The organism is Kitasatospora sp. NA04385, from assembly GCF_013364235.1.
Lineage (GTDB): Bacteria > Actinomycetota > Actinomycetes > Streptomycetales > Streptomycetaceae > Kitasatospora.
Genome location: NZ_CP054919.1, coordinates 6,730,443 through 6,754,632, shown reverse-complemented (window position 1 = coordinate 6,754,632; position 24,190 = coordinate 6,730,443). Strand labels below are relative to the sequence as shown.

21 protein-coding genes are annotated in these 24,190 nt (G+C 75.3%); 6 read left to right on the top strand and 15 right to left on the bottom strand.

Translation table 11 applies throughout. The features are described 5' to 3' along the window. Nucleotides 1–121: 121 nt before the first annotated feature. Nucleotides 122–3,496, bottom strand: coding sequence for a BTAD domain-containing putative transcriptional regulator (locus HUT16_RS29840; protein WP_254898044.1), 3,375 nt, complete (start codon nt 3,494–3,496; stop codon nt 122–124). A gap of 119 nt (nt 3,497–3,615) precedes the next feature. On the opposite strand from HUT16_RS29840, the gene HUT16_RS29835 reads away from it, so the two are divergent. Both HUT16_RS29835 and HUT16_RS29830 read left to right on the top strand, forming a co-directional pair. Continuing rightward, nucleotides 3,616–3,987, top strand: a complete 372-nt coding sequence (locus HUT16_RS29835; RefSeq protein WP_176191146.1) for a hypothetical protein — start codon at nt 3,616–3,618, stop codon at nt 3,985–3,987. Nucleotides 3,988–4,109: 122 nt separating this feature from the next. Continuing rightward, nucleotides 4,110–4,736 (top strand): hypothetical protein, encoded by a 627-nt coding sequence (locus HUT16_RS29830; RefSeq protein ID WP_176191145.1) that lies wholly within the window; start codon nt 4,110–4,112, stop codon nt 4,734–4,736. A 21-nt stretch (nt 4,737–4,757) separates the two neighbouring features. On the opposite strand, the gene HUT16_RS29825 is transcribed toward HUT16_RS29830, so the two are convergent. Then, nucleotides 4,758–5,207 carry a group III truncated hemoglobin gene (locus HUT16_RS29825; protein WP_176191144.1) on the bottom strand — a complete coding sequence of 150 codons (450 nt, stop codon included), beginning with the start codon at nt 5,205–5,207 and terminating at the stop codon, nt 4,758–4,760. Between the two features lie 143 nt (nt 5,208–5,350). Here HUT16_RS29825 and HUT16_RS29820 point away from each other — a divergent pair, with 143 nt between their 5' ends. Further along, a complete protein-coding gene (locus HUT16_RS29820) occupies nt 5,351–6,340 on the top strand; it encodes an aldo/keto reductase (RefSeq protein WP_176191143.1) in 990 nt (329 codons plus the stop codon). 65 nt (nt 6,341–6,405) lie between these two features. Here the strand turns inward: HUT16_RS29820 and HUT16_RS29815 are convergent, their stop codons facing one another. From HUT16_RS29815 to HUT16_RS29790, 6 genes are all read right to left on the bottom strand, one after another. Then, nucleotides 6,406–7,476, bottom strand: a complete 1,071-nt coding sequence (locus HUT16_RS29815; protein ID WP_176191142.1) for an LLM class flavin-dependent oxidoreductase — start codon at nt 7,474–7,476, stop codon at nt 6,406–6,408. A gap of 5 nt (nt 7,477–7,481) precedes the next feature. After that, entirely contained in the window at nt 7,482–8,390 is a 909-nt protein-coding gene (locus tag HUT16_RS29810) for an ABC transporter substrate-binding protein (protein ID WP_176191141.1), read from the bottom strand. Between the two features lie 26 nt (nt 8,391–8,416). Next, complete coding sequence (locus HUT16_RS29805) at nt 8,417–9,181, bottom strand: ABC transporter ATP-binding protein (protein ID WP_176191140.1); 765 nt, start codon at nt 9,179–9,181, stop codon at nt 8,417–8,419. Further along, complete coding sequence (locus HUT16_RS29800) at nt 9,178–10,026, bottom strand: ABC transporter permease (RefSeq protein WP_176191139.1); 849 nt, start codon at nt 10,024–10,026, stop codon at nt 9,178–9,180. Before HUT16_RS29800 ends, HUT16_RS29805 begins: the two co-directional genes overlap by 4 nt. Beyond that, nucleotides 10,023–11,063 (bottom strand): NrtA/SsuA/CpmA family ABC transporter substrate-binding protein, encoded by a 1,041-nt coding sequence (locus HUT16_RS29795; RefSeq protein WP_176191138.1) that lies wholly within the window; start codon nt 11,061–11,063, stop codon nt 10,023–10,025. The genes HUT16_RS29800 and HUT16_RS29795 overlap by 4 nt, the downstream gene beginning before the upstream one ends. A 77-nt stretch (nt 11,064–11,140) precedes the next feature. Then, nucleotides 11,141–12,151 (bottom strand): ABC transporter substrate-binding protein, encoded by a 1,011-nt coding sequence (locus HUT16_RS29790; RefSeq protein ID WP_176191137.1) that lies wholly within the window; start codon nt 12,149–12,151, stop codon nt 11,141–11,143. A 355-nt stretch (nt 12,152–12,506) separates the two neighbouring features. On the opposite strand from HUT16_RS29790, the gene HUT16_RS29785 reads away from it, so the two are divergent. Then, nucleotides 12,507–13,277 (top strand): IclR family transcriptional regulator, encoded by a 771-nt coding sequence (locus HUT16_RS29785; protein ID WP_176191136.1) that lies wholly within the window; start codon nt 12,507–12,509, stop codon nt 13,275–13,277. An 87-nt stretch (nt 13,278–13,364) separates the two neighbouring features. Here the strand turns inward: HUT16_RS29785 and HUT16_RS29780 are convergent, their stop codons facing one another. The 6 genes from HUT16_RS29780 to HUT16_RS29755 form a co-directional block, all read right to left on the bottom strand. Further along, nucleotides 13,365–14,006 carry a winged helix-turn-helix domain-containing protein gene (locus HUT16_RS29780; protein WP_176191135.1) on the bottom strand — a complete coding sequence of 214 codons (642 nt, stop codon included), beginning with the start codon at nt 14,004–14,006 and terminating at the stop codon, nt 13,365–13,367. Nucleotides 14,007–14,597: 591 nt separating this feature from the next. Beyond that, complete coding sequence (locus HUT16_RS29775; RefSeq protein WP_176191134.1) at nt 14,598–15,209, bottom strand: ATP/GTP-binding protein; 612 nt, start codon at nt 15,207–15,209, stop codon at nt 14,598–14,600. Further along, on the bottom strand, nt 15,190–15,699 hold the full coding sequence (locus HUT16_RS29770) for a DUF742 domain-containing protein (protein ID WP_176191133.1): 510 nt from the start codon (nt 15,697–15,699) through the stop codon (nt 15,190–15,192). Before HUT16_RS29770 ends, HUT16_RS29775 begins: the two co-directional genes overlap by 20 nt. Nucleotides 15,700–15,707: 8 nt before the next feature. Further along, a complete protein-coding gene (locus HUT16_RS29765; RefSeq protein WP_176191132.1) occupies nt 15,708–16,127 on the bottom strand; it encodes a roadblock/LC7 domain-containing protein in 420 nt (139 codons plus the stop codon). After that, nucleotides 16,124–16,525: a hypothetical protein gene (locus HUT16_RS29760; protein WP_176191131.1), complete on the bottom strand. Its 402-nt coding sequence runs from the start codon at nt 16,523–16,525 to the stop codon at nt 16,124–16,126. Before HUT16_RS29760 ends, HUT16_RS29765 begins: the two co-directional genes overlap by 4 nt. Before the next feature lie 5 nt (nt 16,526–16,530). Beyond that, nucleotides 16,531–18,894 carry a nitrate- and nitrite sensing domain-containing protein gene (locus HUT16_RS29755; protein ID WP_176191130.1) on the bottom strand — a complete coding sequence of 788 codons (2,364 nt, stop codon included), beginning with the start codon at nt 18,892–18,894 and terminating at the stop codon, nt 16,531–16,533. A 342-nt stretch (nt 18,895–19,236) separates the two neighbouring features. Between HUT16_RS29755 and HUT16_RS29750 the strand changes: the two genes are divergently transcribed. Together HUT16_RS29750 and HUT16_RS29745 are read left to right on the top strand one after the other, a co-directional pair. Further along, nucleotides 19,237–21,057, top strand: a complete 1,821-nt coding sequence (locus HUT16_RS29750) for a long-chain fatty acid--CoA ligase (protein ID WP_176191129.1) — start codon at nt 19,237–19,239, stop codon at nt 21,055–21,057. Between the two features lie 151 nt (nt 21,058–21,208). Continuing rightward, nucleotides 21,209–22,327 (top strand): polysaccharide deacetylase family protein, encoded by a 1,119-nt coding sequence (locus HUT16_RS29745; protein WP_176191128.1) that lies wholly within the window; start codon nt 21,209–21,211, stop codon nt 22,325–22,327. A 99-nt stretch (nt 22,328–22,426) separates the two neighbouring features. Here the strand turns inward: HUT16_RS29745 and HUT16_RS29740 are convergent, their stop codons facing one another. Continuing rightward, complete coding sequence (locus tag HUT16_RS29740; protein ID WP_176191127.1) at nt 22,427–23,224, bottom strand: SGNH/GDSL hydrolase family protein; 798 nt, start codon at nt 23,222–23,224, stop codon at nt 22,427–22,429. Between the last annotated feature and the right edge of the window lie 966 nt (nt 23,225–24,190).

Genomic DNA, 24,190 nt, shown 5'->3' with positions numbered 1-24,190 from the left:
GGGGAAGGGACGCGGGGACGGCGGACGGCCTGGCAAGGAAGGGGCGCGGGGACGGCGGACGGCCTGATTCTCCGTCACTTCCCTTCCGGTGAGCGCCGTTCGCCGTCCCCGGCGGGTCGGATCACCCGTCGGGGGCGCCGAGGGCGGCCAGCGCGGCGCGGGCCTCGGCCACCCAGCCGGGGGCCTCCCAGCGGCGGGCGACCTCGACGGCCTGCCGGAAGTGCGCGACGGCCTCGGCGGTGCGGCCGAGGTGGCGGGCGAGCTCGCCGAGGGTGAGCGCGATCGGGCGGATCGCGATCGAGGTGGACGCCGCGCCGGCCACCAGGTGGGCCAACGGGCGCATCTCGTCCAGGAGTTCGGCCGCCTCCGCGCGCTCGTCCAGACCGATCACCAGGTCGGCGCGCAGTTGCAGGAACAGCGAGCGGAAGTAGTCGGCCTGGATGCCCTGGCGCTCGCCCCTGGCCCGCCGGACCTCCTCCGGGTCGCGCCCGGCGGCGAACATGGCGAGCGCGGTGACGTCGGCGATCAGCGGGCCGTACTGGGCGCGGTGCCGCTCGATCAGCGGCAGCATCTCGGCGAGGCGGCCCTGCCGGTGGGCGATCACGATCCGGATCAGCGCGCCCAGGCCGGCCGCGTGCAGCGAGCCGCGTTCGCGCAGGCCGGTCAGCGCCCGCTCGTACAGGACGACCGCCTCGTCGACCCGGCCGGCGGCCAGTTCCAGCATGCCGCGCTGGAACAGCACCACGTCGACGAACTCGGCCAGCCCGTAGCGGTGCGCGATCTCCTCGCCGGCCGCCATGTGGCGGCGCAGCGCGGGCAGGTCGCCGCGCACGGCGGCGGCGGTGGCGGCCAGGTGCTCGGCGTGCCAGCGGTAGGCGGGCAGGTCGTGCTCGGCGGCGAGCGCGCCGAGTTCGGCGGCCAGCGCGGCCCGGTCGACGGGCGCCAACTCGTGGTCGCAGGCCCGGGCCTGGGCGGCGAGCGCCAGGCAGAGCAGCCGCGGGTCGCCCTCGGCGCGGGCGATCTCGACCGCCTCGCGCCCGACCCCGACCGCCTCGGTCGAACCCGCGCAGTCGAGTTCCTGGGTGAGCGCGTCGAGCAGTCGGCAGCGGGTGGCGGGCGGCAGGTCGGTGCGGCGCAGCAGCCGGGTGAGCTGGTCGACGGCCTCCTGGTCGATCGCGCCGTACGGGTGGGTGACCCACGGGGTGGGTTCGGTCCAGGCCGTCCAGGCGGCCACCAGGAGTTCCTCCCGGCCGCTCTCCCGGGCGAGTTCGAGCGCGCGGGCCTTGGTGCGGGTGGCGGCGGTGACCTGGCCGGCCCGGACCTGGGCGCGCAGCAGTGCGCCGAGCAGGTCGATCCGGCGGGCGGGGCGGTCCTCGCCGGGCTGTTCGGCGGCGCGCTCCAGGTTGTCGACGGCCTGCCGGAGCAGGTTGACGGCGCTGGCGTGGGCGTAGCGGCGTTCGGCGGCCTCGGCGGCGCGCACGCAGTGGTCGACCGCGAGGGCGGCCGTGGCGGCGGTCGCGGCCTGGGTGAAGTGGTGGGCCAGCGCGGTGAGTTCACCGGGGCGCAGGTCGTGCAGGGCGTGCCCGATCCGGCCGTGCAGGCGGGAGCGGCGCAGGCCGCCGAGGTCGGCGTACAGGGTGTCGCGGACCAGCACGTGGGCGAACCGGACGGTACCGGGCCGGGGTTCGAGCAGCAGGCCGCCCGCGACGGCCGCCTCGACCGCCTCGGTGGCGGTGTCCTCGTCCTGCTCACCGGCCCGCAGCAGCAGGTCGACGTCGCTCTCCCGGCCCGCGACGGCCGCCAGCCGCAGCAGGTCGACGGCGGGCGCGGGCAGCCGCTCGAAGCGGCGGCGCAGCACGTCCCGGACGCCCTGCGGGACTTTCCGCAGCGCGGTCGACTCGTCCTCCAGCGCCAGGAGTTGGGCGCTCTCGGCGAGGTAGAACGGGTTGCCGCCGGTGCGTTCGGCCAGCGCCCGGACGGTCTCCGGGCGGACGGGGGCGGCACACACCGCCTCGATCAGCCGCCCGGCGTCGGGCTCGGTGAGGCCGCCGAGCGGCACCCGCACCGGCGAGCGGCGGGCCAACCTGGCCAGCACGTCGGCGAGTTCGCCCTCGCCGGGGCGCAGCGCGGCCACCACCAGCAGGCCGCCGGCCGCGCCGGGCACGCCCTGGTCGGCGGCCAACTCGCCCAGCAGCTCCCGGGTTTCCGGGTCGGCGGCGTGCAGGTCGTCCAGCAGCACGGCGAGCGGCGCCGCCTGTGCGGCGGCGTGCAGCCGGGCGACGACCGCGCGGTGCAGCCGGAACCGCCCCGACCGCGGGTCCTGGCGGCCCGTCGGGCCCGGGTCGGCGAGCAGCGGGGCGAGCAGCGGATCGGACGCGGTGGACGGCTCGTACCCGGCGAGGTCGCGCAGCACCTCGGTCCACGCCCAGGCGGCGGGGGCGCCCTCGCTCTCCGGGCACCGGCCGGTCACCACCCGCCAGCCCGCGCCGTCCAGTTCCTCGCGCAGCCGCCCCAGCAGGGTCGACTTCCCGGCCCCCGCCTCGCCGCTCACCAGCGCGAAGGCGGCCCCGCCCCGGGCCTGTCCGGCCGCTCCCCGCAGCGCCGCCAGCTCTCCCTGCCGCCCCACGAACACCTGCGCCCGGGCGGCGGGCCTGTCCGGCCTGTCCGCCTGGTGTCGGGAGTGAGAGTGGGAGCGGGAGTGGGGGTGGGCCCGGCGGGGGGCCAGGTCCTCGGTGCGCTGGTGCAGGATGGCGGACTCGACGGTGGTGAGCAACGGGCCCGGGTCCAGGCCGAGTTCGGCGGCGAAGTAGTCGCGGGCGCGGCGGACGGCGGCGAGCGCGTCGGCCTGGCGGCCGCTGTGCCACAGGGCGAGGGCGAGCAGCCGCCAGGCCTCCTCGCGCAGCGGGTGGTCCTCGACGAGGGCGGCGGCGTCCTGCGCGGCGGCGCGGGCCCGCCCGGCGGCGAGGTCGGCCTCCACGGCGGACTCCCGTGCGGTGGCGCGCAGTTCCTCCAGGCGGGCGATCTCGGGGGCGGCCCAGGCCCGGTCGGCGAACTCGCCGTACGCCGGGCCCTGCCACAGGCCGAGCGCCCGCCGCAGCCGCCCGGCTCCGTCACCGGCCCCGCCGCTGTCACCGTCGCCATCACCGTCGCCGGGGTGCGGGCCGTCGAGGAGCTCCTCGAACTCCTGGGCGTCGGTGCGGATGCCGCGCAGCGCGTAGCCGCCCGCCTCGCTGACCAGCAGCCGGGCCTCCTGCCGGGGGCCGCGCTCGGGTTCGAGCAGGCGGCGCAGGTTGGAGACGTACGCCTGGAGGGAGGTCGCGGCCTTGGCGGGCGGGCGGCCGTCCCACAGGTCGTCGATGAGCCGGTCGGCGGGGACGGCCGTCCCGCGCGCGACCAGCAGTTGGGCGAGCACGCCGCGCTGGCGCGGGCCTCCCAACCGGGTCGCGGCCCCCGCCACTTGCGCCGTCAGCGTCCCGAGCACAGTGATCCGCACCATCGTGGGGTCGAGCCTATGCGATGCCCGCGCGCAACCGCCGCCGACCTGCGTTCCAAGCACGCTCCAAGCGGGCTCGAAACCGTTGGACGCGGCGAGCGCGGTGCTGTCAGCCTGACCTCATGGGAACGTACGTGACGATCTGCGGCTGGGTGGAGTGTGGTGATGACGACCAGCTGCCGCTGATCCAGGAGATCGCCGAGGCCGAACGGATCGGGGAACGCCACTACCGGGGTGGGTGGACCTTCCCCGCCGAACAGCCGATGTGGAGCACGGTGGCATTCTTCGCCACCTGTGGGCGCGCCGGATACGAGGAGTCGGTCCGCGCGCTGCTGGAGCGGGTCGCGGCCCTCCCGGCGTACAGCGCGGACGAGCGGGTGTGCGGCCTGTTCCGGGTGTGCCACGAGGTGGAGGGCGTGACGGAGTGGCGGCTGCACGGCGGCGTACTGCACTGCGCCCCGGCCGTCCCGGAGCACGCGTACCTGGACGAGTGAAGCGGGTTCCGGGGCGGTCCGGAGGTCGTGACAACCCCGGCCGGGGGGTCGGGCGTGTAGCGGGTGGAGCCCGCCCCCGCCGGTGTGGGGCGGGCCGCCGCGAACAACGTGAGGAAAGCCCCGTGCCCGGACGCATCGCCAGCCGCCCCGCCCGTACCGTCGTCTCCGTCCTCGCCCTGGTGGCGGCGGGGGCCCCGCTCGTCGGCTGCGACGGCGCCGGATCGGCGCCCCGGCCGGTCGGGGCGCGCAGCCGGGCGGCGACCGAGCAGCAGCTGGACCAGGTCCTCGACGGGGCGAAGGAGGGCGTGGACGACGGGCGGTACGTCTCGCGCGTCGGCCGGTTCTCGGTGTTCAACACCTGCGCGAGCGGCCTGCGGGTCGCCGAGGAGGCGGAGCCGTACCGCTACTCCGTCGCGACCGCCGTCGAAGTCCCGGCCGACCAGCTGTCCGCCCGGATCGGGGGGCTGCGGGACGCGCTGGTCGCGCGGGGCCTGCGGGTGGAGGGCTACCGGGAGGTCGCGCCGACGCCCGGCGGGTCCGTCTCCGACCCCTGGTTCACGGCCCGGCGGGAGGACGGGGCGGCACTGGAGCGGTACACGCTGGAGGTGAGCGCCCGGGTCGACGACGGGGTCACCTCGGTGTTCCTCACGGTCTCCTCCGCGTGCCTGGCGCCCGGCGGCGGCCCGTCCGGGGGCTCGTCCGGCGGCCCGTCCGGGGGCCCGTCCTCCGGGGGCGGCGCGCGCTCCTGACCCGCGCCCCGGGGCCCGTGCTCAGACGGCGGCGCTGCCGGAGGCCAGCCGGACGGCGCTGAGCGGCACGAAGCCGCCGGTGCCGCCGCCGGTGCCCTCCTCGCCGAGGCGGCGCAGCATGGCGACGGCGATCCGCTGCGACTGGGCCTTGGCGCGCTCGGTGACCGGGCCGGCGTGGCGGCCGTCGAGGGTGGCGCGCCAGAGCTGGACCCAGCGGCCGAAGTGGGCGGCGGTGAGCGGGGCGGCGGCGTGCAGCGCGGCGTGCGGGGCGAGCGCGTTGCCCCGGTAGGAGGCGGTGCGCAGCAGGGCGCTCTCCCAGAAGTCGGTGATCCTGGGGAGGTGGGCCTCCAGGTCGAGGCGGGCGATCTCGGTGAAGTGGGGGCCGATCAGCGGGTCGGCGAAGGCGGCGCGGTAGAAGAGTCGCAGGGCCTGTTCCAGGTCGGTCCGGCTGGTGATGTCCGGCAGTGCCACGGCGGTGTCCTCCTCGAGCTGTCACGCGCTGTCACGGGTGGTGGCGTGCTGCTGCGCCCGCCCGGCCAGGCTACGCCGGGTCGGGCGTCCACGGGCAGGGCCGTTGGTCCCGTCGGGGGTCCCCACCTGGCAGGATGCTCGGCATGAGCTTCCTCCCTGCAGAAGACCGCTACGCCTCGATGACCTACCGCCGCGCCGGGCGCAGCGGCGTGCAGCTGCCCGCCGTCTCGCTCGGCCTGTGGCACAACTTCGGTGACACCCAGCCGCTGGAGGTGCAGCGCGCGGTGCTGCGCCGGGCCTTCGACCGGGGGGTGACCCACTTCGACCTGGCGAACAACTACGGCCCGCCGTACGGCAGCGCGGAGCGCAACTTCGGCTACCTGTTCGCGCAGGACTTCCGCCCGTTCCGCGACGAGCTGTTCATCGCCTCGAAGGCAGGCTGGGACATGTGGCCGGGCCCGTACGGGGACGGCGGCAGCCGCAAGTACCTGCTGGCGAGCCTGGACCAGTCGCTGGAGCGGATGGGCCTGGACTACGTCGACGTCTTCTACTCGCACCGGTGGGACCCGACCGTCCCGCTGGAGGAAACGATGGGCGCGCTGGACACGGCGGTGCGCTCGGGCCGCGCGCTGTACGCGGCGATCTCCAACTACCCGGCGGAGCAGCACCGGGAGGCGGTGGCGATCCTGCGCGAGCTGGGCACGCCGTGCCTGCTGAACCAGGCGAGCTACTCGATCCTGAACCGGGAGCCGGAGCAGGGGCTGCTGGACGCGGTGGGCGAGACGCAGACCGCGCTGATCGCCTACTCGCCGCTGGCGCAGGGCCTGTTGACGGACCGCTACCTGTCGGGTGACGTGCCGGCGGGTTCCCGGATGTCGGTGGGCCACTTCCTGAAGGAGGAGGCGCTGACCGGGGCGAAGCTGGAGCAGCTGCGGGCGCTGGCGAAGGTCGCGGAGGGCCGCGGGCAGAGCCTGGCGCAGCTGGCGCTGTCCTGGGTGCTGCGGGACGAGCGGGTGGTCTCGGTGATCATCGGCGCGTCGAGCGTGAAGCAGCTGGACCAGAACCTGGACGCGCTGGCGGCCGGTCCGCTGACCGCCGAGGAGCTGGCGGAGATCGACCGGATCAGCAAGTAGTCCGCGAGGGCTGAACGGGCGGGTGGCCGGGGAGAGTTCGGCCGCCCGCCCGTTCCGCGGCGCGGTCAGGGGTGCAGCTTCGGCAGGACGGTCTCGGCGACCCGGTACGCCTCCTCCAGCAGCGGGTTGCCGGAGAGGATGAAGGTGTCGACGCCCAACTCCTGGAACTCCCGGAGCCGTTCGACGACCTGCTCGGTGGAGCCGACCACCGCGGTGCCGGGGCCGGGGCGGAACAGGCTCATCCCCGGCCACAGGTTGGGGTGGGCCTCCAACTCCCGGGCGCGGGCCGGGACGCGGCCGCCGTGCTGGCGGAACTGCCGCTGCCAGCCGACGCCGTCCTCGCCGGCCCGGCCGCCGAGCTGGCGGGCGTAGGTGGCCTCGCTGGTGACGTCGAGCAGGCGGTCGGCGGCGGCCCAGGCCTGTTCCTCGGTGTCCCGGACGATCAGGTGCAGGCGCAGGCCGAGCCGCAGGGTGCGGCCGTGGGCGGCGGCGCGTTCGCGGACGCGTTCCAGCTTCTCCTTGAGCAGGTGCGGGGGTTCGCCCCAGGTGAGGTAGACGTCGACGTGTTCGGCGGCGACCTCGATGCCGGCCGGGGAGGAGCCGCCGAACCAGAGCGGGATGTGCCCCTCGCGCAGCGGCGGCAGGTCGCGCAGCGAGGCGCCGGCGTCCTTCAGCTGGTAGAACTCGCCGTCGTGGTCGAAGACTTCGCCGCTGGTGAGGCGCTTGACCAGGCTCCAGTACTCGGCGGAGAGCCGGTAGCGGTCGTCGTGCTCGACGTGCAGGCCGTACTCGCGCAGCTGGGGGGTGGAGCCGTTGACCACGTTGAAGCGGAGCCGGCCGGGGCCGTGCAGGTGCTCGAAGGAGAGCGCCATCTTGGCCAGCAGGGTCGGCGAGACCAGGCCGGGGTGGACGGCCAGCAGCGGCTGGAAGCCGGGGCCGGTGGCGGCGGCCAGCGCGGAGCCGAGCGTCCACACGTCGTACTGGTCGGTGGCGAGCAGGGCGCCGGTGTAGCCGAGGCGTTCGACGGTGGCGGCGAGGTGCTGGAGGTAGCCGAGGTCGACCGGGCGGCGGCCTTCGGGCTCCCACGGGTAGTGGCCCTCGCGGGGGATCAGGTACCAGAGGACTTCGGTGGCCATCGGGCTCACGCCTCCTTCGCGGCGCGGGAGACGGCGTCGGCGACGGGCTGCTCCAGCTCGGGCAGGTGGATGTCGGCGACGGTGACGGCGCGGTCGATGAAGCCGACGCGGTGGAAGATGTCGGCGGCTTCCTGCTGCTCGGCGACGAACTCGGCGGTGGCGGGCTCCAGTTGCCAGGGCAGGGCGGCCAGCGCGGTGTGCCAGTCGGCGGCCTCGCCGCCCTGGTCCTGGGCGGCGATGGCGGCGGCCTCGGCGGGGTGGGCGGCGGCCCAGTGGTCGGCGCGCTGCAGGGCGGTGACGATGGCGGCGACCACCTCGGGCCGCTGGACGGCGAGTTCGCGGCGGGCGAAGAACACCGAGCGGTCGGTGATGACGTCGCCGGTGCGGACCAGTTCGCGGAAGGCGCCGGTGCGGCGGGCGGCGGCGAGTTCGGCGCCCTGGGCGATCCAGCCGGCGATCCGGCCGTCGGCCAGCCGCTCGGCCTCGTCCCCGGCCGGGCGCTCGGCGCTGATGTCGTCGCGGTACGAAAGCCCGTGCTGGTGCAGGGCCTTGGCGAGCAGGTGGGTCTGCCAGGAGCCGATGCCGAGCACCACGGTGGTGCCCTTCAGGTCGGCGACGGAGTGCACCGGCCCGTCGGCGGCGACCAGCAGCGCGCCGTGGTCGGGGCGGGGCGCGGAGACGGCGGTGTAGACGATGTCGTGGCCCGCGGCCTGGGCGGTGATCGGCGGGGTCGAGCCGGTGCCGCCGAAGTCGATGGTGCCGTCGGCCAGGTAGGGGCCGGTCTTGGTGCCGTCGGTGTAGTGGTGGAACTCGGCGCTCTCGCCGAGCGGGGCCAACTCCTGCTGGAGGTAGTCGAGTCGGGCCAGGTGGTAGAGGGACGGGTTGGATCGGTGCACCCCGACGGTGATGGTCATGGCGGTCTCTTCTCTTCTGGAGCTGGCTAGTTGACGTGCTGCGGTGCGGAGTCCTGGTGCACGCCGAGGTCGGCGAGCAGGCGGCGGCGCAGCGCCGCGAAGTCGGGATCGGCCGCGTCCCGGGGGCGTTCGACGGTGACGGTCTCGTCCCGGACGAGGGCGCCGTCGCGCAGCACGGCCACCCGGTCGGCGAGCCGGATCGCCTCGTCCACGTCGTGGGTGACCAGCAGGACGGCGGGCCGGTGCTTGCGGCACAGTTCGCCGACCAGGTCCTGCATGCGCAGCCGGGTGAGGGCGTCCAGGGCGGCGAACGGCTCGTCCAGCAGCAGGAGTTCGGGCTCCCGGACGAGGGCCCGGGCCAGGGCGGCGCGCTGGGCCTCGCCGCCGGAGAGGGTGCCGGGCCAGGCGTCGGCGTGGTCGGCGAGGCCGACCTCGGCGAGGGCCCGGCGGCCGGTCTCCCGGGTGGCGGCGCCGCGCGGCAGGCCGACGGTGACGTTGCCCAGGACGCGCTTGGAGGGGATCAGCCGGGGCTCCTGGAAGACCACGGTCCGCGAGGGCGGCACGAGCACGGTGCCCCCGTCGGCGCGGTCGAGGGCGCCGAGGATCCGCAGCAGGGTGGTCTTGCCGGTGCCGGAGGCGCCGAGCAGGGCGAGGAACTCGCCGCGGGCGATGTCCAGGTCGATGCCGTCCAGGACGGCGCGGGTGCCGAACACCCGGCGCAGGCCGCGCAGGTGGACCGCGGGGGTGGTGGCCCCGGTGGTGGCCGTGGCGCCGGTCGTCGTGGTGCTCATCGTCCGGCCCCCGGTCGTGCGCCGACGGGCCGCCAGGGCATCAGGACGCGTTCCAGGACGCGGACCGCGCCGTCGGCGGCCAGGCCGAGCAGGCCGTAGATCAGGATGCAGACGGCGAGCACGTCGGTGCGGGAGAAGTTCTGCGCCTGGGCCATCAGGTAGCCGATCCCCTCGGTGGAGTTGATCTCCTCGGCGGCGATCAGCGCGATCACGCTGAGCGTCATCGACAGCCGCAGTCCGGAGAGCAGGGCGGGCAGGGCGCCGGGCAGCACGACCTCGCGGACGACCGCCCAGCGGGAGAGGCCGAAGCTGCGCATCGCCTCGACCAGCTTGCGGTCGGTGTTGCGGACGCCGCCGGAGGCGGAGACGTACATCGGGAAGGAGGTGGCCACGCCGATCAGCGCGACCTTCGCCGTCTCGGTGATGCCGAACCAGACCATGAACAGCGGCACCAGCGCCAGGAAGGGGACGGTGCGCAGGACTTGGATCGCCGAGTCGAGCAGTTCGTCGCCGAGCCGGAAGAAGCCGGTGACCACGCCGAGCACCAGGCCGGTGCCGGCGCCGAACAGCAGGCCGAGGGCGGCCCGGGTCAGCGAGGTGGAGAGCGCGTCGGTGAGCTGCCCGTTGCCCCACAACTCCCTTACGGCTTGCAGGACCTGGCCGGGCGAGGCGAGCACGTCGGGGGTGAGGACGCCGGTCGCCGAGGAGATCTGCCAGGCGGCGATCAGGGCGATCGGGCCCAGGGTGCGCAGGGCGAGCGAGACGCCGCGCGGCCGGGTGGCGGTGGTGCGGGCCCGCGGGGCGACCAGCCCGGCGGCCCGGGCCGCCTCGGTGGTGACGGTCATTTCCCGCTCCCGGCGAGGGAGTCGACGTCGATCAGGTAGGGCTTGACGTCGACCAGGCTCTTGGTGACGCCCTGGTCGGCGTAGAACTTGGCGACCACGGCGAACCGGGCCGCGTCGGCGTCGGTGATCGGCGAGTCGACGGCGCGCTGCTTGCCGAAGTCGACGGCGATCTCCTTCTCGGCGGGGGTGACGGCGGTCGGACCGGCGTCGGTGAACACGTTGAGGTAGGCGGCCGGGTCGGCCTTCTCCTTGGCCCCGTTCTCGTGCAGGTAGCCGTAGAACGCCTTCACCACCTCGGGGTGCTGCTCGGCGAAGGCCGAACGCACCGCCCAAACGGCGTAGTTGTCGCTGCCGACGGCCTTGCCGTTGGCCAGGAAGTGCGCGTTCGCATTGGCGATGGCGGGGATCGAGAAGGTGCCCCAGGTCGCCCAGGCGTCGACCTGGCCGGAGTTGAAGACGCCGGAGGTCTGGTCGGCCCGCAGGTAGACCCGCTCGACCTTGTCGGCCGGGATGCCGTTCTTCTCCAGGGCCTTGAGCAGCAGGTACTCGGAGGTGCCGCCCTGCGAGACGGCGACCTTCTTGCCGACCAGGTCCTTGATCTCGTTGATCGGGGAGCCGTTCTTCACCAGGATGCCCTCGCCGGCCACGTCCGGTTCGGTCTGCGCGAACAGCTTGAAGCCGGGCTTCTGGGCGAGCGCGGCGACGGCCGAGGTGATCGAGCCCTGGGCGACGTCCAGCTGGTCGGCGTTGAGGGCCTGCGCGGCGGGGGCGAACGGGCCGGCGCTGCCCGTCCACGCCACCTTGGCGTGCACGGCGGCCAGCGCCCGGTCGAGCGAGCCGTCCTTCTTGCCCTTGGCGAGGAAGCCGGAGTTGCCCGGGTCGGGCACTCTCAGCACCACCTCGGCGCCGCCCTTTCCGTCGGCGGCGGCCGAGGCGTCCTTGGCCGAGGAGCCGCAGGCGGTCAGGGCGAGCGCGGCGACGGCGGTCAGCGCGGTGGCGGCGAGCAGGGTGCGGCGGCGGGCGGGGGTGGTGCGCATGGGGCTCTCCAACAGAGGGGGGCGGCAGGGACGGGAACGGCAGGAACGGCAGGGACGGGGCGTCGGGAAGGGGGGCGTCAGGGGCGGGCGGCGAGCAGGGCGCGGGCGGCGGCCAGCGGGGCGGGGTCGGCCCAGGCGTGGACGTCGACCCGGTCGGCGAGGAAGCCGTGCGCGTGCAGGAACTCCTCCTGGCGGGCCAGGAGTTCGAGGCGTTCGGCGGACAGGTCGGGGTGCAGGGTGCGGTGGCTGCCCGCCGCGTAGGCGCCGGCGACGCCCTCCGGGCCGGCGCCGGTCTCGGCGCCGAGGATCCGGGCGACGTCCGCGGGCCGCTCGGCGGCCCAGTCGGCGGCGCGCAGCAGCACGGCCAGGAAGCGGGCCACCAGCTCGGGGTGTTCGTCCAGCAGCTGCTGGTGGACGGTGATCGGGCGCGGGGTGCCGTTGTTGACCCGGTGGCGGCGGTCCGGCAGCGCGTCCAACTCGACGGCGGGGACGGCCCCGTGGCGCCGGGCGGCCTCCACGGCGAGCGCGCCCTTCACGTACACGGCGTCGACCCGGCCGTCGGCCAGCGCGGCCAGTTCGGCCTCCCACTGGCCGCCGCCGGGGGCGGCCTCGACGTCGACCCATCGGACGTCGTCCGGGGTGAGTCCGGCGGAGGCCAGGGCGCCGTGGTGGCCGGCCAGGGCCATCGCCCGCCAGAAGTCGATCGCGATCGGGTGCCGGGGCACCGCGAGCCGCAGTCCGCGCAGCCGCTCGGCGGAGTCGGTGCCGCTGCCCTCCCGGACGAGCACCGCCTGGCGCTCCTCGATCCAGGTCAGGCCGATCAGCCTGGTCCGCTCGCCGCGCGACCGCGCCCACAGCGCGGGGACGTTGCCGCCCTCCCGGAACAGGCCGGTCAGCGCGTGCGTGTAGTGGTGGTCGGCGGCGACCTCCGGCGGGACGTCCTGCAGCGAGCGCACCGCGATGCCCTCGGCCGCGAACTCCCGGGCCAGCCAGCCGCGGTCGGCGGCGATGCCGGTCGCGGTCGGCACCGGGCAGCGGGTGAACCACAGGGTGTCGGGGTACGGGGGCGCGGCGGGGGACGTGCTCATGGCGGGGCTCCGGGGATCGGCAGGAGGCGCGCGGGCGTCGTTCCGCATGGTGGGAACGGCCGGGCGGGGAAAGGGGGTTCGGGGGCGGTCAGCGACAACAGGAGGAGTGGCACCGGTGCGTCTTCACGGCGGACTCCCTCCTGTTCGGGCCGGTTGCTCGAACCGGCCGGTGACCTGATGACCTGAGCGTTCCATCCGACCAGGGGCGGAATCAAGCCTTGCCAGATGATGGGATCACCTGTTCACAGCAGGCCGGGCAGCCGCAACACTGCCGACACACTGCCGCAGTGATCACTCCCATATCCTGGGAATCGCAAGGAAGTTGACCCTCCACGAACCGAACCGGAGAAGTGCGATGCCCGCCCCCGGAACCCTCCCCGCCCCGCCGAACGGCGCCCAGGCGGTCCACCGGGCGCTCGGCCTGCTGAGCTGCTTCCACGACAACGGGCCCGACCTCAGCGCCTCCGAACTCGCCCGCCGCACCGGCCTGTCCGTCTCCACCGCGCACCGCCTGGCCCGCACCCTGGTGGCCACCGGCTTCCTCGACCAGGACGAGCGCACCGCCCGCTACCGGCTCGGCCCGGCCGTCGCCGAGCTGGGCCAGCTCACCTTCCACCAGCGCGGCCTGCACCTGGCCGGCCCGGAACTCGACCGGCTCGCCCGGCGCACCGGCGCCACCGCCGACCTGGCCATCCGCTCCGGCCCGCACGCCCTCATCCTGGTCGGTGGCTCCGTCCTGCCCTCCACCGGCCTCGGCCTGCGCCGCCCGCTGCACTCCACCGCCCTCGGCAAGGTGCTGCTGGCCTGGCCCTCTCCCGCCGACCCGCCGCTGGACGGACCACTGCCCGCCTACACCCCGCACACCCTCACCGACCCCGCCGCGCTGGCCGCCGAACTCGCCCGCACCCGCGAGCGCGGCTACGCCCTCAACGACGGCGAGTCCGCCCCCGGCGTCCGCACCCTCGCCGTCCCCGTCCTCGACCGCACCCCCAGCGCCCGCTTCGCCCTCGCCGTCCGCTCCACCCCCACCCGCCTCACCGACGAGTCCCTCCCCCGCACCCTCACCCACGCCCGCGCCTGCGCGGCGGCACTCACCGTCCTACTGCTGCCCCCGGACCAGCGCTAGGCCGTCGGCGGGGGCCGCGAACGCGCAGAGGCCGCGACGCGGGGGGCGGGCTGCCCCCGTGTCGCGGCCTCTGCGGGCTGCCGGGTCCTACGCGGCCGGGGCGTACTTGTAGCCGACCCGGCGGACGGTGACGATGGTGTCGCGGTAGGCCGCGCCGAGCTTGCGGCGCAGGCGGGCGACGTGGACGTCGACGGTGCGGCCGTCGCCGACGTGGCCGTAGCCCCAGACGGTGTGGACGAGCTGGTCGCGGGTGTGGACGCGGTGCGGGTGCTCGGTGAGGTGGGCGAGGAGCTCGAACTCGAGGTAGGTGAGGTCGAGCAGCGCGCCGTCGACGTAGGCGTTGCGGCGGTCCAGGTCGACCGAGATGCCGCTGTCCGCGGGGCGGGTGAACGGCCGGGGGGCCGCCGGGGCCCCGGTGGCCGCCGCGGGGGCGGGGGCGGCCGGCGTCTCCGCGGGCACCAGGACCAGGTAGCCCACCAGCGGGGAGTTGGCCGCGCCGAGCTGCGCCAGCAGCCCCTGCGGGAGGACGGACTGCGGGAGGGCGGCGACCACGGCCGCGCCGTCCTGGAGCCCGGCGAGCAGGCTCTCGGGGGCGGGCGCGGGGGCGACGGCCGGCCGGGGCTGGGCGGCGATCCGCCGGTGCTCGGCGGGGGTCGCGGCGGCGAGGTTGGGGAGGGAGCGGACCGCGCGCAGGTGCGGGGTCGCGGTGGCGGTGGCGGCGTACGACATGTGAGGGCTCTTTCGCGCGTGACGGTCGGTGGGTGGTCGTCGTCTGCGCTTCCGGCGCACGGGAGTTGACGGTTGGTCAGGTCCGGTGCCGGGAGGCGCTGGTCGCGCGCCGACAGGTCTGGTCGAAGTGGTGGTTCCGGCGCGAGGGCCAGAAGGGTTCGAGGAGGGTGCGAGTGTGCACGGCTGCTCTCCGGAGCGCTGCGAGGTGTCGACGGGGTCAACGGAGGGGTCGACGGGGACGCGGAACCGCCACCGCCCGGCAGGAGGGCGCGGGGTGACGGTGCGTCAGCGACAGCAGGCGCTGTAGATCCGGCCGTGGTCGATGTACCGACGGACGGTGAGCAGGGGGAGCGCGGCGATGCGGACCGATGCGGTCATGGTGCGGCTCCTCCCCCCGGGTGTGTCCGGCCCGGCGGCCGATCGGCGGCGGGCACGGCTATGAGACTTCCACGCCCGGTGCCCGGAAGGCAACCCGCTGGAGGGTCACATCCGCAGGCCGAGACGGAAAACGTCCACCATCCGGACGCCACCGCCCCGACCTGCACCGACGTCAGAAGTGTCTGGGGCAGAACTACCTGGGCCCGGGGCCGGTCAGAGCCGCACGCCGGCCCGGAGCGCCGCGTGCTCGACCAGCCGGATGAGCAGTTCCTTGCCGTCCTCGCGCCGCCGGGCGTCGCACAGCAGCACGGGCACCGCCTCCGGCAGGTCGAGCGCGGCGCGCACGTCGTCGGGGGCGTACACCTCGGTGCCCTCGAAGCAGTTGACCGCGACGATGAACGGGATGCCGCGCTGCTCGAAGTAGTCGACCGAGGGGAAGGAGTCGGCCAGCCGCCGGGTGTCGGCGAGGACGACGGCGCCGAGGGTGCCGCGGGCGAGCTCGTCCCAGACGAACCAGAACCTGTCCTGCCCGGGGGTGCCGAACAGGTACAGGGCGAGGCCGGGCCTGAGGTCGATCCGGCCGAAGTCCATGGCGACGGTGGTGGTGCGCTTGGCCTCCACCCCGGCGGTGTCGTCGACCGGGCGGCCGATCTCGCTGAGCGACTCCTCGGTGCGCAGCGGGCGGATCTCGCTGACCGCGCCGACCAGGGTGGTCTTGCCGGCGCCGAAGCCGCCGGCGATCAGGATCTTGACCGCGCTGGCGCCCCAGGGGGCCTTGCGGGGGGCGGTGGAGGTCGACGGGGCGTCAGAGTGCACGGAGGCCATTGATCACGTCTCGCAGCAGGCGCTCGTCCGGTTGCCGGGCGAGCTGGAAGGGTCGGGTGACGCTGATCAGCTCGGCGTCGTGGAGGTCGCCGAGCAGGACCCGGACCACGCTCACCGGGAGGTCGGTGTAGGACCCCAGCTCGGCGACGCTGAGCGGCTCGTCGCGGCAGAGTCCGAGGATGGCGTGGTGCTCCGGGTCGAGCGCGAGCTCGGGGCCCCCGCCGGGGCCGGCCAGGGCCGGCACCGCGGCGGTGACCAGGGAGATCAGGTCGAACAGGCCGTCGTCGACCGGGCGGGCGCGTCCCCTGGTCATCGAGAACAGCCGGACCACCGGCCCGGCCTCGTCGTCGAACCAGCGGTCGTCCACCGGGGTGCGGGGCGCGAACAGGTCGACCGGCGTCCCGTCGGCCGCCCCCTCGCCCGCGGGCGCGCCGCCGGGGCCCGCCGGGGCGGGGGCCGCGGTCGGCTCGGTCGGGTCGGGCTCGCTCATCGGGTCGGTCACCTCCCGGGCGGGGTGGTGTCGGTCCTCGGTTCGGCGGCGAGGTGCTCGCCGACGCGCTTGACCAACAGCGCCATCTCGTAGGCGATCTGGCCCACGTCGGACTCGGCGTCGCTGAGCACGGCCAGGCAGCTGCCGTCACCGGCCGCGGTGATGAACAGGAACGCCTCGTCCAGCTCGACCATGGTCTGGCGGACGCCGCCGACCTGGAAGTGCCGTCCGGCGCCCTTGGCGAGGCTGTGGAAGCCCGCGGCGACCGCGGCGAGGTGCTCGGCGTCCTCGCGGCCGAGGCCGCTGGAGACGCCGGTGGCCAGGCCGTCACTGGACAGGATCACCGCATGCCGAAGGGTCGCCACCCGGCCGACCAGGTCGTTGAGGAGCCAGTCGAGGTCCCCGGACGGCGGTGTTGTTGCGGTCATGATTCGGTTCCTTCTGCTGGTGCGGGCGGTGCGGTCGACGGCTGGTGGGCCGACGGGACGGAACGGGCGGGGGGCAGCGCGTGCGGCACCGGCGCGGAGGGCAGCGCGACCCGCAGCCGGGGCTGTCCGGGCGCCAACGATCTTACGGGCGTGGGCCGTTCGGGGGCACCGTCGGCACCGGGCGGCTCCGGTTCGGAGCGCACCACGGTGAGCGAGGCGGGCTGCAGCCGGTCGCCGCGGCCGCGGGCGAAGCCGCGCTGGAAGGAGGCGAACGCGGAGCGGGCCTCCTCGGGGTCGCGCTCGCGGGCCGGTTCGACGGGCTCGGGCCCGGCGCCGGGCCGCAGCTGGGGCGCCAGGCTGGCCTGCCGGACGCGCTTGGGCAGCAGCCCGCCGGCCACCGGCGTCAGCGCGGGCCCGGCGGGCGCGGCCGCCGGGCCGTCGGCGGCGGGCGGCGCGACGGCGGCCGGGCGCCCGGCGGGCAGCGCGGCCGGGCGGCGGCGTCGTCCCCGGCGCGGCGGTGGCGCCCGGTGCCCCGGCGGCCTCGGCGGCCTGCTGGGCGGGCGCCGGCGCGGCAGCCCGCCGGGGAGCGCGGCCGGCTCGGCCGCGGACGGGCGGGGCCCGCCGAGCGCGCTCGGCGCGGCGTGCGCGCCGCCCCGGCCCTGGGCGCCCTGGGCCCGGACCGGCAGCGCCTGCACGGCGGCCGGGGCGGCGCTCCGGACGCCGCCCTGCCCGGCGCTCTGCGCGGCGGTCTGCCCGCGGGCGAGACGGCGGGCGAAACGGCGGCCGGGCCGGCCGGCGCGGGGGGCCGGCGGTGGCTGCCGGTGTCCTCGCCGCCCGGCCGGGGCCCGTCGGGGCCGGTCTCGACGGTCTCGGCGAGCAGTTCGCGCGGGACGAGCACGACCGCGGAGGTGCCGCCGTACGGGCTGGGCCGCAGGTGCACCCGGATGCCGTGCCGGCGGGCGAGCCGGGAGACCACGAACAGGCCGAGCCGGTCGGTGTCGGCGAGGTCGAACTCCTGCTCCACCGCGAGGCGCTGGTTGATCTCCTCCAGGTGGTGCTCGCTCAGGCCGAGGCCGCGGTCGTCGATCTCCAGGCAGAAGCCGTGCGCGACCACCTCGCCCTGGACGGTGACCTGGGTCTGCGGCGGGGAGAACACGGTGGCGTTCTCGACGAGTTCGGCGATCAGGTGGGTGACGTCGGCGACCGCGGAGCCGAGCAGGCCGGTGCCGGGGAAGGGGCGGACCTGCACCCGGGCGTAGTCCTCGACCTCGCCGACGGCGGCGCGCACCACGTCGACCATCCGGACCGGCTTGCGCCAGGCGCGGCCGGGCGAGCCGCCGGAGAGGATGATCAGGCCCTCGGCGTGGCGGCGCATGCGGGTGGTGAGGTGGTCGAGCCGGAACAGGTCCTCCAGCTCGCGGGGGTCCTCGGTGCGGCGCTCCATGGTGTCGAGCAGGGTGAGCTGGCGGTGCAGCAGCACCTGGGAGCGGCGGGCCAGGTTGACGAAGACGGCGGAGACGCCGCGGCGCAGTTCGGCCTGTTCGACGGCGGCCTCGACGGCGACCCGCTGGACCTCGTTGAAGGCCCGGCCGACCTGGCCGATCTCGCCGGTGCCGAACTCCAGCTGGGGCACTTCGGCGACCACGTCGACGGCGTCGCCGCGGCGCAGCCGGAGCATCACCGAGGGCAGCCGGGTGGCGGACAGGTCGGCGGCGGCGTTGCGCAGGCCGACGAGTTCGCGCACCAGGCGGCGGCCGGTGCGGTAGGAGATGACGATGGAGAGGATGACGGCGGCGAGGCCGACCAGGCCGGCCGCTCCGCCGCGGACCAGCGCGTCGACCGCGCTGTCGCGGGCCTGCTTGCCGAGTGCGCCGGCGAGCCGGGAGTTGATGGCGTCGAGGTCGGTGAGGACCTTGCCGGCGGTCTCGCCCCAGGCGTCGGTCGGGCCGTTGCGGGCGGCCACGGCCCGGTCGGCGGCGGTGGCGAAGCCGTTCTCGGCGGCGGTGAGCCGGCTCCAGTCGGGGCCCAGGCGCAGCGCGTTGTAGGCCTGCCGGTCCTCGGTGCCGAGTTCGGCGATGTAGATGCGGAACAGCGCCTGCTGGGCGTTCATCGCGTCCAGGATGACCCGCTGCTTGCGGTCCTCGCCGGCGGTGGTCTCGGGGCCGGCCCGCAGGGCCCGCATGGCGGCGGTCTCCTGGGCGAGGTACTCGCCGGCCCGGGAGAGTTCGACCAGGATGGTGCCCTGGCGGGGCAGCGAGCCGGACTGGTTGGCGATGAAGGAGGAGCGGAACGCGAACACCGGGGTGATCAGGTCGCTGTAGTCCTTGAGGGCGCCGTCCCAGCTCTGCTTCTGCTGGCCGATCTGGCTGCGGATGGCGCCGAGCTGGTCGGCGACGGACAGCAGGTCCTGGTAGCGGGCGCGCTGGTCGGCGTCGAGCTTGCCGGCGTCGTGGCTGGTGCCCTGGTAGCGCAGCAGTTGCAGGTCGCGGTCGGTGGTCTCGCGGGCCTTGGCGTAGGCGGCGGCGTAGGCGGCGTCGCCCGGGGCGGCCAGCCGCAGGACGGCGGCGGCGCGTTCCTGCTGGAGGTCGTAGGCGTACTGGTCGGCGGGGTTGCCGAAGGCGGTGTAGGTGGAGCTGAGGTCGAGCTGTTCCCACACGTCGCCGGTGGTGACGAGCGTGGCGTACACCCACAGGCCGCTGAGCGCCGCGATGGGCACCAGGAGCAGCGCGATGATCCTCGCGCGGATCGAGCTGCGGCGCAGGCGCATACGGGTCCTTCGTGGTCCGCTGGCGGGGGCCGCCGGACGCGGGTGGGCGGGCGCGGGTGGGTGCGCGGGGGCAGGGGTGGGCACGGGTGGGGACGAGAGCCGCGAGCCTACTACTTCCTGACCATCCGTTCGTAGGGTGGAAGGGCATCGTGATCGGCTGTTGTCCGGATCGTCCTCGAATTTCCGGACCGGGTCCTGGCATGGCCCCGACCTGCGGGACTGCCTCCGGTGCGGGGTGTCGCCGGTCGGTGACTCTGGGCAGCGCCGCGCCGATCCGGTAGCTTCGCCGGTGCCGCCCGGAACGCGCGTGCCGGGGACGGGGGCGGCGGGATCGGGGGGACCGTGCGAGAGTTCAGCAGCCCCGCGCCGGGCGGTGCGCCGACCGGCGGGCTGGCCGACTCGGTGTTCGACCGGGCGGAGCGGGAGCCGCGGCTGGTGCAGCTGTCCCGGCCGGTGGACGGCGGCTGGGTGCCGGTGACGGCGCTTCAGTTCCGCGACGAGGTGTTGGCGCTGGCCAAGGGCCTGCTGACCCGGGGGGTGCGCTACGGCGACCGGGTCGCGGTGATGTCGGCGACCCGCTGGGAGTGGACGCTGTTCGACTACGCGCTGTGGTCGATCGGGGCGATCCCGGTGCCGGTGTACCCGACGGCCTCGCCGGACCAGGTGCGCTGGATCCTGGCGGAGACCTCGGCGGTGGCCTGCGTGGTGGAGGACGAGGACCAGGCGATGACGGTGGGCGCGGTGTGCGACGCGCTGCCGGAGCTGACCGGCATCTGGCAGCTGGACCGGGGCTGCGTGGCGCAGTTGGCGGCGGACGGCGCGGGCGTGCCGGACGCGCTGGTGCACCGTCAGCGGCTGGGGGTCACGCCGGACTCGCTGGCGAGCGTCATCTACACCTCGGGCACCACGGGCCGGCCGAAGGGCTGCCTGCTGACGCACGGCAACTTCGCCTCGGTGGCGGACGCGATGCTGGAGGGCTGGGCGGAGGTGTTCGCCGACACCGGCGGCGGGCAGCCGTCGACGCTGCTGTTCCTGCCGCTGGCGCACGTGTACGGGCGGACCACCCAGGTCGCGGCGGTGCGCGGCGGCATCCGGATCGGCCACCACCCGAAGGTGTCGGCGGACAGCCTGTTACCGGCGCTGGCCGCGTTCGGCCCGACCTTCCTGCACGCGGTGCCATACGTCTTCGAGCGGATCCACCGGCGGGCCCGGGAGTCCGCGGAGGCGGCGGGGCGGCTGGAGCTGTTCGTGCAGGCGGAGCGGGTGGCGGTGGAGTGGGCGGCGGCGTGGGAGCGCCGGGCGCACCGGAAGGGGCCGGGCCCGTCGCCGGCGCTGCGGCTGCGGCACGCCGCGTACGAGCGGATGGTGTACCAGCGGGTGCGGGCGGTGCTGGGCGGCCGGGTGCGGGCGGTGATGTCGGGCGGGTCGATGCTGGGGCGGGAGCTGGGGCTGTTCTTCGCGGGCGCGGGCCTGCCGGTGTACGAGGGCTACGGGCTGACCGAGTCGTCGGCGGCGGTGACCGCGAACCCGCCGCGGCGGCCGAAGTTCGGCACGGTGGGCCGTCCGCTGCCGGGGTCGACGGTGGCGATCGCGGAGGACGGCGAGGTGTGGGTGAAGGGGCCGGGGGTGTTCTCCGGGTACCTCAACCACCCGCGCTGCTCGGACGAGGCGCTGTGCCGGGGCTGGCTGGCCACCGGGGACCTGGGCGAGCTGGACGGGGACGGCTACCTGACGCTGACCGGCCGCAAGAAGGAGGTGATCGTGACCTCCAGCGGCAAGAACCTGGCGCCCGCGGTGCTGGAGGAGCGGGTGCGGGCGCACCCGCTGATCGCCCAGTGCCTGATCGTGGGCGACAACCGGCCGTACCTGGCGGCGCTGATCACGCTGGACCGGGTGGCGCTGGCGCACTGGCTGCGGGCCCGCGGGCGGGACCTGCTGGACGTGTGGGAGGCGCTGGACGATCCGGAGCTGCACCAGGAGGTGCAGCGGGCGGTGGGGGCGGCGAACACCACGGTGTCGCGGGCCGAGTCGATCCGGGCGTTCCGGCTGCTGCCGCGGGAGTTCTCGCTGGAGGAGGGGCTGTTGACGCCCTCGCTGAAGATCCGGCGGGCGGCGGTGGCGGAGCGCTACGCGCAGGACATCGAGGAGCTCTACGCCGGTTGACCGATCTCGGCCGCCGGTTGGGCGATTCCGCTTGACCACCGGGATTGGTCTAGTCCATGGTGTGCACCGGCCTGGTGCGGCAGGGCCCCCACCCGACCCCCGCCCCTCCGGGAGTCACTCCTCCGCCCCTCCCCCACACTGGAGTTGACCCGTGCTCAGTTCCTCCCGTCGCCGTCTCGCGGCCCTCGCCGCCACCGCCGCGCTGGCCTCCCTCGCCACCGCGCCGGCCGCGCACGCGGACGCGCCGGCCCCCGCGCCGAACCTGGCCACCAACCCGGGCTTCGAGATCCCCACCCTGCCGCTGGCCGACTGGGGGTCGATCCCCGGCTGGCACTGCGCGGCCGGCGAGGGCGCGGTGACCGCCGCCGCCCGCACCGGGGGCTCCGCCCTGGCGATCACCCCGGCCTCGGGCGACTCCACCGGCCAGTGCGCCCAGACCCTCGCGGTGCGCCCGAACACCACCTACACCTACAGCGCCTGGGTGCACGGCTCGTACGCCTTCCTGGGCGCGAGCGGCACCGGCCACGACGTCCCCCCGGCCTGGACGGCGTCCACCGGCGCCGGCTGGCAGCGGCTGAGCACCACCTTCACCACCGGCGCGGCCACCACCTCGGTGCAGCTGTACGCGCACGGCTGGTACGGGCAGGGGCCGGTCTCGGTGGACGACGTGTCGGTGACCGGCGACCGCCCGACGCCCGCGCCGCTCGTCACCGGCGTGCCGACCGGCGACAAGGTCGTCTTCGTCACCATCGACGACGGCTGGACCCGCGACCCGGCGGTGGTGCAGCTGATCGCCGACCGCAAGGTCCCGGTCACCGCGTTCCCGCTGCCGATGCCGGAGGGCTTCGAGCCGGACTACTTCAGCCGGGCCACCGCCGTGCCCGGTTCGGCGATCGAGGACCACAGCGTCTCGCACCGGGACCTGACCACGCTGTCGCCCGCCGAGCAGCAGGCCGAGATCTGCGACGCCCGGGACGCCGTCGCCGCGCACTACGGCACCGTCCCGACGCTGTTCCGCCCGCCGTACTTCGCGGTGGACGCGAACCTCCAGCAGGCCGCCGCGAACTGCGGCATGAAGTACCTGGTCACCGCCAACGCCGACTTCGGCTGGGGCGCCTCGAACACCTCCCACCCCGGCGGCGCCCTGCAGGCGGGCGACATCGTCATCCTGCACTTCACCGACACCCTGGCGGACGACCTGCAGCGCACCCTGGACGCGGCCGCGCGGGCCGGTCTGAAGCCCGCGGCGCTCGGCGACTACCTGCGCTGACCCGGGGAAGGGAAGGGACGCCGGTGGCCGGGCTCCTCGCACGAGCCCGGCCACCGGTCATCCGCCCCCCGCGGACGTCGCGTCCTGCCGCGCGGTGCCTCAGGCGGCGGCGCTGAACGACGGCAGGTAGCCGCTCGCCTGGCCGCTGGCGTTGGGGTGGTAGCTGTCGCTGATCGGCAGCGTGGTGCTGTTCAGCCACTGGGTGGAGGAGCCGCAGATCTCGTGCTCGGCGAAGACCGTGCGGACGTCCTTGAAGGTGAACCCGGCGCTCGCCGCCTGCTTGGCGATGACGGTGTCCAGGGTGTCCGCCGCGCCGTTGATCGCGGTCCGCTTGGTGTCGGAGATGCCGAGGATGCAGGAGCCGGGCACCTTGTACAGGTGCGGGTAGCCCAGCACCACCACGTGCGCGTTGGGCGCCTTCGCCTTGATCTGCCCGTACAGGTTGGCGAGCTTGCCCGGCAGGGTGTTGTTGGCGTAGCTCTTGGCGGTGTTCACCGCGCTCAGGCAGGAGCTCTCGCTGTTGAGCACGCAGGTCTGCATGGTCGAGGCGAAGCCCGCGTCGTTGCCGCCGATGGTGAGGGACACCAGCGTGGTCGAGGAGTTCAGCACGCCGAGCTGGTTGGCGATCACGTCGTCCGTCTTCGCGCCCGAACAGGCCACGAAGGAGAACGAGGTGGGCGCGTGCGCGGTCTTCCAGAGGTACGGGTACGCCTTGGTGCTGCGGCTGCAGCTGCCGCTGTCGCTGGTGTAGCTGCCGGACCCGACGCCGGCCGAGTACGAGTCGCCGAGGGCGGCGTAGTTGACGCCGGCGGCGTTCGCCTGGGTGGCGGCGGCGAAGGTGGTGAGGGTGAGGGCCGCCGCGGTGAGCGCGACGGAGACGGCACGGAAGCGGGACATCTGGTTCCTCCAAGAGTGACGCAGGCCACACATTGGATACCAGCCGGTAGCCTCGCGGGGAAGCGGTCATGCCAAAGAAATTGACGAACACTCATCGAACGCCGCCCCAACGTCCGCTACGCGCGCAGATGCACCCCTGACCTGGGCTGCGACGATGCCTCCGGGTGACCGCCGCACCACTCCCCCGCGCCGGGGGCACGCGCGCGGCGCGCGCTCAGCAGAACCGGCAGCCCGCGGGCGGCAGTTCCTCGATCGTCTCGTCCGCGCGCGGCGGCACGCCCCACCGCGCGGCCGCCGCCGCGACCGCCGCCCGGGCNTGCCGCAGCCCCGGCACCCCCCAGCCGAGCAGCTCGACCGCCAGGCCGGGCGCCAGCAGCAGCCGCCGGTAGTGCCGGCCCGAGGCCGGGTCCGGCGCCGACGGGCCCACCGCGCGCAGCAGCGCGGCCATCCGGACCCGGGCGCACTCGTGCCCGCCGTTGGCCGAGCCGACCCGGTCGTACAGGTACCCGAGGTAGACCGGCCCGCCGATCACCGCCTGCGCCTCCTCGGCGGCCTCCCGCGCCAGCGCCCGCCCCGGGTCGCCCGCGTCCTCCGGCTCCAGCGAGCCGCCCGGCAGGCTGACCACGCCGTCCCGCGGGTTGACCAGCGTCAGCACCCGCCCGTCCGGCACGAACAGCCAGCCCCAGGACTGCTTGACCGTCAGCCCGGCCGGCACCTGCTCCCCCGGCCGCCACGGCCAGCCCGCGTTGGGCCGGCGGCGCACCCGCCCGAGCAGTTCGGAGATCTCCGGGCTGTACTCGATGCCCATCCCGCTCCCTCCGCTCTCCAGGCCGGCCCGCCGCACCACCTGATGATCTTCCCCGAACACCCGACCGATGAACAGCCCCGACCGCCACCCGGGTCACCGCGTCTGCTACGGGGACGACCCGGAGCGGTGTCCGGCACCTGTGATACTCGTACCGGAGC

Bases quoted from the DNA above. Each gene is read 5' to 3' on its own strand.
- HUT16_RS29840 (WP_254898044.1), bottom strand. From the start codon at position 3,496: ATGGTGCGGATCACTGTGCTCGGGACGCTGACGGCGCAAGTGGCGGGG.
- HUT16_RS29835 (WP_176191146.1), top strand. From the start codon at position 3,616: ATGGGAACGTACGTGACGATCTGCGGCTGGGTGGAGTGTGGTGATGAC.
- HUT16_RS29820 (WP_176191143.1), top strand. From the start codon at position 5,351: ATGAGCTTCCTCCCTGCAGAAGACCGCTACGCCTCGATGACCTACCGC.
- HUT16_RS29815 (WP_176191142.1), bottom strand. From the start codon at position 7,476: ATGGCCACCGAAGTCCTCTGGTACCTGATCCCCCGCGAGGGCCACTAC.
- HUT16_RS29810 (WP_176191141.1), bottom strand. From the start codon at position 8,390: ATGACCATCACCGTCGGGGTGCACCGATCCAACCCGTCCCTCTACCAC.
- HUT16_RS29805 (WP_176191140.1), bottom strand. From the start codon at position 9,181: ATGAGCACCACGACGACCGGCGCCACGGCCACCACCGGGGCCACCACC.
- HUT16_RS29800 (WP_176191139.1), bottom strand. From the start codon at position 10,026: ATGACCGTCACCACCGAGGCGGCCCGGGCCGCCGGGCTGGTCGCCCCG.
- HUT16_RS29795 (WP_176191138.1), bottom strand. From the start codon at position 11,063: ATGCGCACCACCCCCGCCCGCCGCCGCACCCTGCTCGCCGCCACCGCG.
- HUT16_RS29790 (WP_176191137.1), bottom strand. From the start codon at position 12,151: ATGAGCACGTCCCCCGCCGCGCCCCCGTACCCCGACACCCTGTGGTTC.
- HUT16_RS29785 (WP_176191136.1), top strand. From the start codon at position 12,507: ATGCCCGCCCCCGGAACCCTCCCCGCCCCGCCGAACGGCGCCCAGGCG.
- HUT16_RS29780 (WP_176191135.1), bottom strand. From the start codon at position 14,006: ATGTCGTACGCCGCCACCGCCACCGCGACCCCGCACCTGCGCGCGGTC.
- HUT16_RS29775 (WP_176191134.1), bottom strand. From the start codon at position 15,209: ATGGCCTCCGTGCACTCTGACGCCCCGTCGACCTCCACCGCCCCCCGC.
- HUT16_RS29770 (WP_176191133.1), bottom strand. From the start codon at position 15,699: ATGAGCGAGCCCGACCCGACCGAGCCGACCGCGGCCCCCGCCCCGGCG.
- HUT16_RS29765 (WP_176191132.1), bottom strand. From the start codon at position 16,127: ATGACCGCAACAACACCGCCGTCCGGGGACCTCGACTGGCTCCTCAAC.
- HUT16_RS29755 (WP_176191130.1), bottom strand. From the start codon at position 18,894: ATGCGCCTGCGCCGCAGCTCGATCCGCGCGAGGATCATCGCGCTGCTC.
- HUT16_RS29740 (WP_176191127.1), bottom strand. From the start codon at position 23,224: ATGTCCCGCTTCCGTGCCGTCTCCGTCGCGCTCACCGCGGCGGCCCTC.